Consider the following 7,119-nt stretch of genomic DNA (forward strand, 5'->3'; position numbering starts at 1 on the left):
GACATGTCCGGCGCGTTTTACCGTCGTCCGACGTGGGGTTGATCTGGCACTAAGGTGTGCCGCATGAATATAACTACGGAGAGTAGCATCATGCGTACTCTCAGACACGATGTGCCGGCATCGCTGGTGGTGTTCCTCGTCGCGGTGCCACTCTCGCTCGGCGTCGCCCTGGCCGCGGGGGCGCCGCTGGCCGCCGGGCTCGTCGCCGCCGCGGTCGGCGGCATCGTCGCCGGGCGGCTGGGCGGCTCGGTGGTGCAGGTCAGCGGCCCGACCGCGAGCCTGACGGTGGTGATCGCCGGTCTGGTGCAGACCTACGGCTGGCGCGCCACCTGCCTGATCACGATCATGGCCGGCGGGCTTCAGGTGCTGCTCGGCGCGTTCAAGGCGGCTCGGGCCGCCCTCGCGGTCTCGCCCGCGGTCGTCCACGGCATGCTGGCCGGCGTCGGCATCATCATCGCGCTCGCCCAGCTGCACGTCGTCCTCGGCGGCAGCCCCGAGCAGTCGCCGTGGGCCAACCTGGCCGAGCTGCCCAGCCAGATCATGGACCTGCACGGACACAAGGTCATGGTCGGCATCCTCACCATCACGGTCCTGCTGGCCTGGAGCCGGATGCCCAAGCACGTCCGGGCGATCCCCGCGCCGCTGGCCGCGCTGCTCGCCGCCGCCGTCACCGCCGCGGTGTTCGGCTGGAACGTCACCCGCATCGACCTGTCCGGCGCGATCACCGCGTGGGCGCCTCCGGTGCTGCCGGCCGGCGACTGGCAGCACATCGCCATGGGCGTGCTGCTGGTGGCGCTGGTGGCCGGGGCGGAGTCGCTGCTGTGCTGCGTGGCCACCGACAGCATGCACACCGGCCCCCGCTCCGACCTCGACCGCGAGCTGACCGGCCAGGGCGTGGCCAACATGGTGAGCGGCGTGCTCGGCGGGCTGCCGGTCGCCGGGGTGATCGTGCGCAGCACCACCAACATCCAGGCGGGCGCCCGCACCCGCTGGTCGGCGATCCTGCACGGCGTCTGGGTGCTGCTGTTCGCCCTCTGCCTGGGCTGGACGATCAAGCTGATCCCGATGGAGGCGCTGGCCGCGCTGCTGGTCTTCATCGGCATCAAGACCATCAGCCTCGGCCACCTCAGGAAGGTCCACGGCCACAACGAGGTGCCCGTCTACGTCATGACCATGTCAGGCGTGATCCTGGTCGGGCTGGCCGAGGGCGTCCTGGCCGGGCTGGCGCTGGCCGCGCTGCTGGCGCTGCGGCGGCTGACCCGGGTGACCGTGGACAAACGGCAGGAACCCGGCGGGGTCCTGCACGCGACGGTCTCCGGCTCGCTCACCTTCCTGGGCGTGCCCCGGCTGACCCAGGAGCTGCGCGCCATCCCGCCGGGCGTCGCCGTCGACCTCGACCTGAACATCGACTTCATGGACAACGCCGCCTTCGACGCGATCCACTCCTGGCGGCTGGACCACGAGCGCCTGGGCGGCACCGTCACGATCGACGAGCTGCACGACGAGTGGTACACGATGGCGGCCAGCGGCGGGCGCATGTTCCCGGCCAAGAGCCCGCCCAAGGCGCCCGGCCGCTGGTGGCTGCCGTGGACCCACCGCGGCCGTCCGCTGTCGGCCACGGCGGCGATCGAGTGCCGCCTGGCCCAGGGCGCGGACGAGTTCCACAAGCGCACGGCCCCGCTGCTGCGGCCCATCTTCACCCAGCTCGCCACCCAGCAGCGACCCTCGCACCTGTTCATCACCTGCGCAGACTCGCGGGTCGTGCCCAGCCTGATCACCTCCAGCGGGCCCGGCGACCTGTTCACGGTCCGCAACATCGGCAACCTCGTGCCGTGCGCAGGCTCCGAGCCGCACGACGACTCGGTGGCCGCCGCCATCGAGTACGCCACCGGCGTGCTGAGCGTGCACACCATCACCGTCTGCGGCCACTCCGGCTGCGGCGCGATGGCGGCGCTGCTGAAGGGCCCGGCGACCACCGAGGGCCTGCCGCAGCTCAGCCGCTGGCTCCGGCACGGCCACCCCAGCCTCGACCGGCTCGGCGAGGGCGGCCACGACGCCGCCGCCGAGGACGCCGCCCTCGACGCGCTGTGCCGGCTCAACATCCAGCAGCAGCTGGAGAACCTGCGGACCTACCGCAAGGTCGACGAGCAGGTCAGGGCCGGGCGACTGACGCTGGTGGGGCTGTACTTCGAGATCGGCTCGGCGCGGGTGCACCATGTGCCGCCGCGCGCGCCGGCCGCTCCGGAGTCGGACGGCTCGCTGCCGGCCGGGCCCAGCCCCGCGTAGCCGCCGCCCCGCCGCGCCGGTCCGCCCGGCGCGGCGGGGTCACACCACGTGGTTGCGCAGGCCCAGCTCCTCCGGGTAGGGGGAGAAGTACGTCTGGTCCTGGACGTAGGTGGCCGCCTCGCCGCGGGCGTGGTGGCGCAGCAACGTCAGCGGGACGCTCAGCGCCACCCGGTGCGCCGCGTACGAGCCGATGACCTCGACCAGGTCGGCGCGGCGCACCGGGTCGAGCTCGTCGCCGAGCATGCCGAGGCAGTGCTGCAGCACGTTGACGTTGCGCCCGATCGACGCCTTGACCGCCATCGCCCGCCGGAACGCCGTGCCGTACTCCTCGGCCAGCTCCTCGCGCGGCCGGATGCCCGCGGCGGCGACCAGGCGGCCGGTCTCGCGGTAGCCCTCGGTGGAGTGGGCCAGCAGCTGCATCTTGTGCCGGGCCTGGAAGGCGACCAGGTCGCGCGGCCGCCAGTCGCTCTCCAGCAGCTCGCGCAGCCGCGCGTGGGCGAAGATCCGCTCGACGAACGCCTCCCGCAGGACGGCGTCGTTGAGCCGCCCCTCGTCCTCGACGGGCAGCAGCGGGTGGCCCTCGATCACCGCGTCGGCGAACAGGCCCCGGTTGTCGCGGGTCACCGCGTGGTCGCCGGCGTAGAGCGGGATGCCGTGGATGCCGCAGCTCGGGCTCTTGGCCTTGAACACGTAGCCGTCGGCCGCCAGGCTCGGGGAACGTTCGGCGGCCAGCTCGTCCATGGCGGCGGTGAGGTCGCGGCGGCTCTGCCGGGTCATCAGGCGGGGCCCGGCGGGCGACCGCTCCAGGCGCAGCGTCTCGCGGGGCGCGCCGAGGCCGATCTCCATCTCGGGGCAGATGGGTATCCAGTCCACGAACGGCGCCAGCTCCTGCGTCAGGAAACGGGCGCGGCTGTGCCCGCCGTTGTGCCGTACCGGCTCGCCGAGCAGACAGCTCGACACCGCCACCCGCGGCCTGCCCCAATCCTGCGCCTGCGCCATGTCCTGACAGATGCCCAGCTCGCGCCTCCGCACGCCACGAAGATTTGTCGCAACCAGGGCGTAGCGTTCAGGCATGACGAATGCGCACATTCCACTTGATGGCGAGCAGTGGCAGCCTGGGGATCTCGTCGTCGACGCCGACGGCGGCCTGTTCACGCGCGCGAGTGCGCAGGACGAGGCCGACGGCGTGCCCTGGGGGCGTCCCCGGCACGCGGCCCGGCACGCCGACGGGAGCGCCCACGTGCCGGCGGGCGAGGTGGGGGAGCAGGTGCCCGCCCGTCCGCTGACGTTGCTGCTGCGCGACGGGCGGCCGGCGCTGCCCGCCGTACCGGCCGACGCGGCGACGGTGCTCGGCACGCAGGCCCGGCAGACCGCGGCGCTGGCCGGCGTCGGCGGCCTGTTCCTGGCCGCCACCGCCTTCGACCCGGACGGCGCCGGCGACCCGAGGGCGGCCCGGCTGCGCGCGGACCTGCTGGACCACGTGGTGGTGGTGGACGACGCGGAGGAGCTGGCCGCGATGTTCGGCGGCGCGGCCGACGGGCTGCTCGTCGAGCTGGCCGAATGGCACCGGCGCAGCGTGGGCGAGACCGCCTGACCGCCGCTCACCCCGCCTCCCGTCCCGCCGGCGGGAGGGCGTACGGCACTCATCATGATCAGCCGCCGAGCCGCGGGCGCTCGGGCGCCGGGGCGGGTCAGGGGTGGTGGGGGGCGCCGGCCGGGCGGCTGCGGGCCATGCGCAGGCGGACCTGGGACGAGGCGCCGGTCTGGGTGATGACGAACTCGTCGCAGAGGCGGCGCATCACCCACAGGCCGTAACCGCCCGGCCCGATCTGGGGACGGGCCTCGGGGCAGGCGTCGGGACGCAGGCGGCCCGCGTGGTCGTCGACGTCGACGGTGAGGAAGTCGTCGTCGGTCCAGATGTGCACCCAGCCGGCCCCGCCCGCGTGGTCGAGGACGTTCGTGACGGCCTCGTTGGCGGCGAGCGCGAGGTCGTCGCCGCGCTGGGAGGCGAGCCCGGCCTGGAGCGCGTGACGGCGGACGAGCTCCCGCAGCCCCGCGAGGTCTCGGCTGATCGGCCAGCTTGCGGCAGCGCCGGGGGAAGGCTCGGACATCGGTCCCTCCTACCCGAAATCACACACCGTGTGCCCATGATGACACTGACTCGGTCGTGCGCGCAGGCCAAGCGGAGACAGAGAAGGGCTGGTCCATCTTGCCCGAGTTGCGGCTTCCGCGCCATGCCCCACCAGGGAGCCTCCCGGAGGCGGGCCGCCTGACCGCAATGACGTACCGAGGGTACGAAAAATAGCAACGTTCCAAATGGGGGATTTATCCGGAACTCCTGGCCGGGAACTCGATCTTGCTCCATCGTTGGCGATGCAACGCGGCTCCGCTGCCGCGGAGGCGCACCGAAAGCCAAGGGAGTTCCATGCTCAACCGATATCGGGCCCTGCCGGTCGCGGTGGCGATGCTCACCGCGCTGGCGGGCTTGGCCGCGCCGGCCGGCGCCGCCACGCCCGCGCAGGCGTCCGCCGTCGCACCCCTCACCGTGACGTTCGCCGCCACGGAGGACGTGTTCATCAGCCAGGCCGAGCCGGCGAAGAGCTTCGCGACCGCGACCTGGATGAGCGTCTGCGGCGCCGCGTGCGGCAGCGCCGTCGCGGGCCAGCGGGTCGGCCTGACCCGCTTCAAGGTCGCCGGGATCCCGCAGGACGCCGAGGACGTCAAGGTCACCCTGGACGTCGTCCCGGCCAGGACGACGGACACCACCGTGTCGGTCCGTCCCGTGACCGGCTCCTGGACCGAGGCGGCCACCACCTGGAACACCCGCCCCGAGTTCGGCGCCGCGGCCGTGGCCTCGCACACCGGTTTCACCGCCGGGACGACGGTCAAGCTGGACGTGTCCGCCGCCGTCAAGGGCGACGGCACGTACGCCTTCGCCCTCACCGGCGGCGACGCCACCGCCACCGTGCTGATGTCCTCGCGCGAGACCGGGAACCGCGGCCCGAAGCTCACGGTCACCTACACCGAGGCCGGCGGCCAGACCGACGGGCCGCTGCCGTTCGTGCTGCCGGGGAAGGCGGCCCTGCGCGGGTCGGCCAAGAAGGTGTTCGCGCACTACTTCACGCCGTATCCGGTGTCGCTGGACAACCAGGCCCCGGCCAATGACTACTACGCCAGGAACTACCTCAAGCCGGACGGCGAGAGCGGCAAGCACGCCGCCTACGGCGGGCTGCTGCGCGACCGGCCGACGGGGCGCGACCCCATCAGCGGCGACTACGCGCTGGCCGACTTCAAGACCGAGGTCAAGCAGGCCATCGCGGCCGGCCTGGACGGTTTCACCGTCGACATCCTGTCGATCACCAGCGCCCACTGGACGCGGGTGCAGAACCTGATCAAGGCCGCCGAGGCCGTGGACCCGGGCTTCAAGATCGTGCTGATGCCGGACACGAACGGCCTGGCCTCGGTGGACAGCGTCGCGTTCGCCACCGCGATGGCGAAGCTGGCCGCCTCGAAGTCGGTCTACCGGCTCGCCGACGACCGCCTGGTGGTGGCGCCGTTCAAGGCCGAGGGACGCACCCCCGCCTGGTGGGCGGCCTGGATGAAGACGATGGAGACCGAGCACGGCGTCAAGGTGGCGCTGGTGCCCTGCTTCCTCGACTTCAACAAGTACCGGGACGCCTTCGCCTCGATCAGCTACGGCTTCTCCAACTGGGGCAACCGCAACCCCGCCGCCAACGCCTCCCTGGGCGGCAACATCGACCGCGCGCACGGCATGGGCAAGATCTGGATGCAGCCGGTGTCGGTCCAGGACGAACGCCCCAACCAGGGCGTCTTCGACGAGGCGGGCAACACCGAGAACCTGCGGGCGACATGGAAGGGCGCGATCGACGGCGAGGCCGACTGGGTCCAGCTCACCACCTGGAACGACTACTCCGAGAACACCCAGTTCGCGCCGTCCAGGAACGCCGGCTGGACGTACCTGGACATCAACGCCTACTACCTGACCTGCCACAAGCTCGGCTGCCCGAAGATCACGAACGACGCGGCGTACCTGACCCACCGGGTGCAGCCGGTCGCGGCCCAGCCCTCCTTCGCGCAGACCAAGCTCATGAAGCTGCGCGGCGGCAGCACGGCCGCGCGGGACACGGTCGAGGTGCTCACCATGCTGACGGCGGCGGCCAAGGTGTCGGTGACCGTCGGCGGCACGACGCAGAGCTACGACGCGCCCGCCGGCGTGTCGGCCAGGACGTTCCCGCTGAAGACGGGCACCGCGTCGGCGACCGTCACCAGGGGGTCGGCGACGGCGGCCAAGGTGGTCTCGCCGTACTCGATCACCGCGACGCCGTACGTGCAGGACCTGCACTACCGCGCGGCCTCCAGCGAACGCTGACCGTCCGGGACCGGGCCCGCGCCGACCGCGCGGGCCCGGCCACGTCCGCCGCCCCGGCCGCGTGGAACTCTCCATGGCCGGTCGGACGTCTCATGGCGGAGGAGTTGACACATGCGCCCTGGCGTGAAAAGCTGAAGGCGGCACCGAGGTTGACACTTATAGTAAGTGTGGACATTCGTTTCTCAGTTGAGTTATGCTGCTGCCTCGCGCCGCCCTTCGACGCCCCGGATTACGGTCCGGGCGTTTGGCGTGCGCGCAGTTCGATTCCATCCGTGCCCTCCGGAAGGTCAACTGTTGGCAGCCTCGCAGAGTGTTCCCGCCGTCGTTCCCGCTGGTCCTCATCGCGTGTCTTTCGCGCGCATCCAGGAGCCCCTCGAAGTTCCTGATCTTCTCGCTCTGCAGACCGAGTCGTTCGACTGGTTGCTGGGCAACGAGAAGTGGAA

The 7,119-nt window shown here is 72.0% G+C and carries 5 protein-coding genes; 3 read left to right on the plus strand and 2 right to left on the minus strand.

Annotated elements, in window-relative coordinates:
- The first annotated feature begins 90 nt into the window (after positions 1 to 90).
- Positions 91 to 2,286, plus strand: coding sequence for a SulP family inorganic anion transporter (locus ACIBST_RS42235; protein WP_397179132.1), 2,196 nt, complete (start codon positions 91 to 93; stop codon positions 2,284 to 2,286).
- 39 nt (positions 2,287 to 2,325) lie between these two features.
- On the opposite strand, the gene ACIBST_RS42240 is transcribed toward ACIBST_RS42235, so the two are convergent.
- Positions 2,326 to 3,285, minus strand: coding sequence for a YbgA family protein (locus tag ACIBST_RS42240; protein ID WP_397179139.1), 960 nt, complete (start codon positions 3,283 to 3,285; stop codon positions 2,326 to 2,328).
- A 73-nt stretch (positions 3,286 to 3,358) separates the two neighbouring features.
- On the opposite strand from ACIBST_RS42240, the gene ACIBST_RS42245 reads away from it, so the two are divergent.
- Positions 3,359 to 3,880, plus strand: coding sequence for a hypothetical protein (locus tag ACIBST_RS42245; RefSeq protein ID WP_397179133.1), 522 nt, complete (start codon positions 3,359 to 3,361; stop codon positions 3,878 to 3,880).
- A gap of 97 nt (positions 3,881 to 3,977) precedes the next feature.
- Here ACIBST_RS42245 and ACIBST_RS42250 read toward each other — a convergent pair whose 3' ends face one another.
- Positions 3,978 to 4,397 carry an ATP-binding protein gene (locus tag ACIBST_RS42250; RefSeq protein WP_397179134.1) on the minus strand — a complete coding sequence of 140 codons (420 nt, stop codon included), beginning with the start codon at positions 4,395 to 4,397 and terminating at the stop codon, positions 3,978 to 3,980.
- A gap of 314 nt (positions 4,398 to 4,711) precedes the next feature.
- Between ACIBST_RS42250 and ACIBST_RS42255 the strand changes: the two genes are divergently transcribed.
- Positions 4,712 to 6,676: an endo-1,3-alpha-glucanase family glycosylhydrolase gene (locus ACIBST_RS42255; RefSeq protein ID WP_397179135.1), complete on the plus strand. Its 1,965-nt coding sequence runs from the start codon at positions 4,712 to 4,714 to the stop codon at positions 6,674 to 6,676.
- Positions 6,677 to 7,119: the final 443 nt, after the last annotated feature.

The sequence above is a fragment of the Nonomuraea sp. NPDC049684 genome, assembly GCF_044465345.1.
Taxonomy (GTDB): domain Bacteria; phylum Actinomycetota; class Actinomycetes; order Streptosporangiales; family Streptosporangiaceae; genus Nonomuraea.

Bases quoted from the DNA above. Each gene is read 5' to 3' on its own strand.
- ACIBST_RS42235 (WP_397179132.1), top strand. From the start codon at position 91: ATGCGTACTCTCAGACACGATGTGCCGGCATCGCTGGTGGTGTTCCTC.
- ACIBST_RS42240 (WP_397179139.1), bottom strand. From the start codon at position 3,285: ATGGCGCAGGCGCAGGATTGGGGCAGGCCGCGGGTGGCGGTGTCGAGC.
- ACIBST_RS42245 (WP_397179133.1), top strand. From the start codon at position 3,359: ATGACGAATGCGCACATTCCACTTGATGGCGAGCAGTGGCAGCCTGGG.
- ACIBST_RS42250 (WP_397179134.1), bottom strand. From the start codon at position 4,397: ATGTCCGAGCCTTCCCCCGGCGCTGCCGCAAGCTGGCCGATCAGCCGA.
- ACIBST_RS42255 (WP_397179135.1), top strand. From the start codon at position 4,712: ATGCTCAACCGATATCGGGCCCTGCCGGTCGCGGTGGCGATGCTCACC.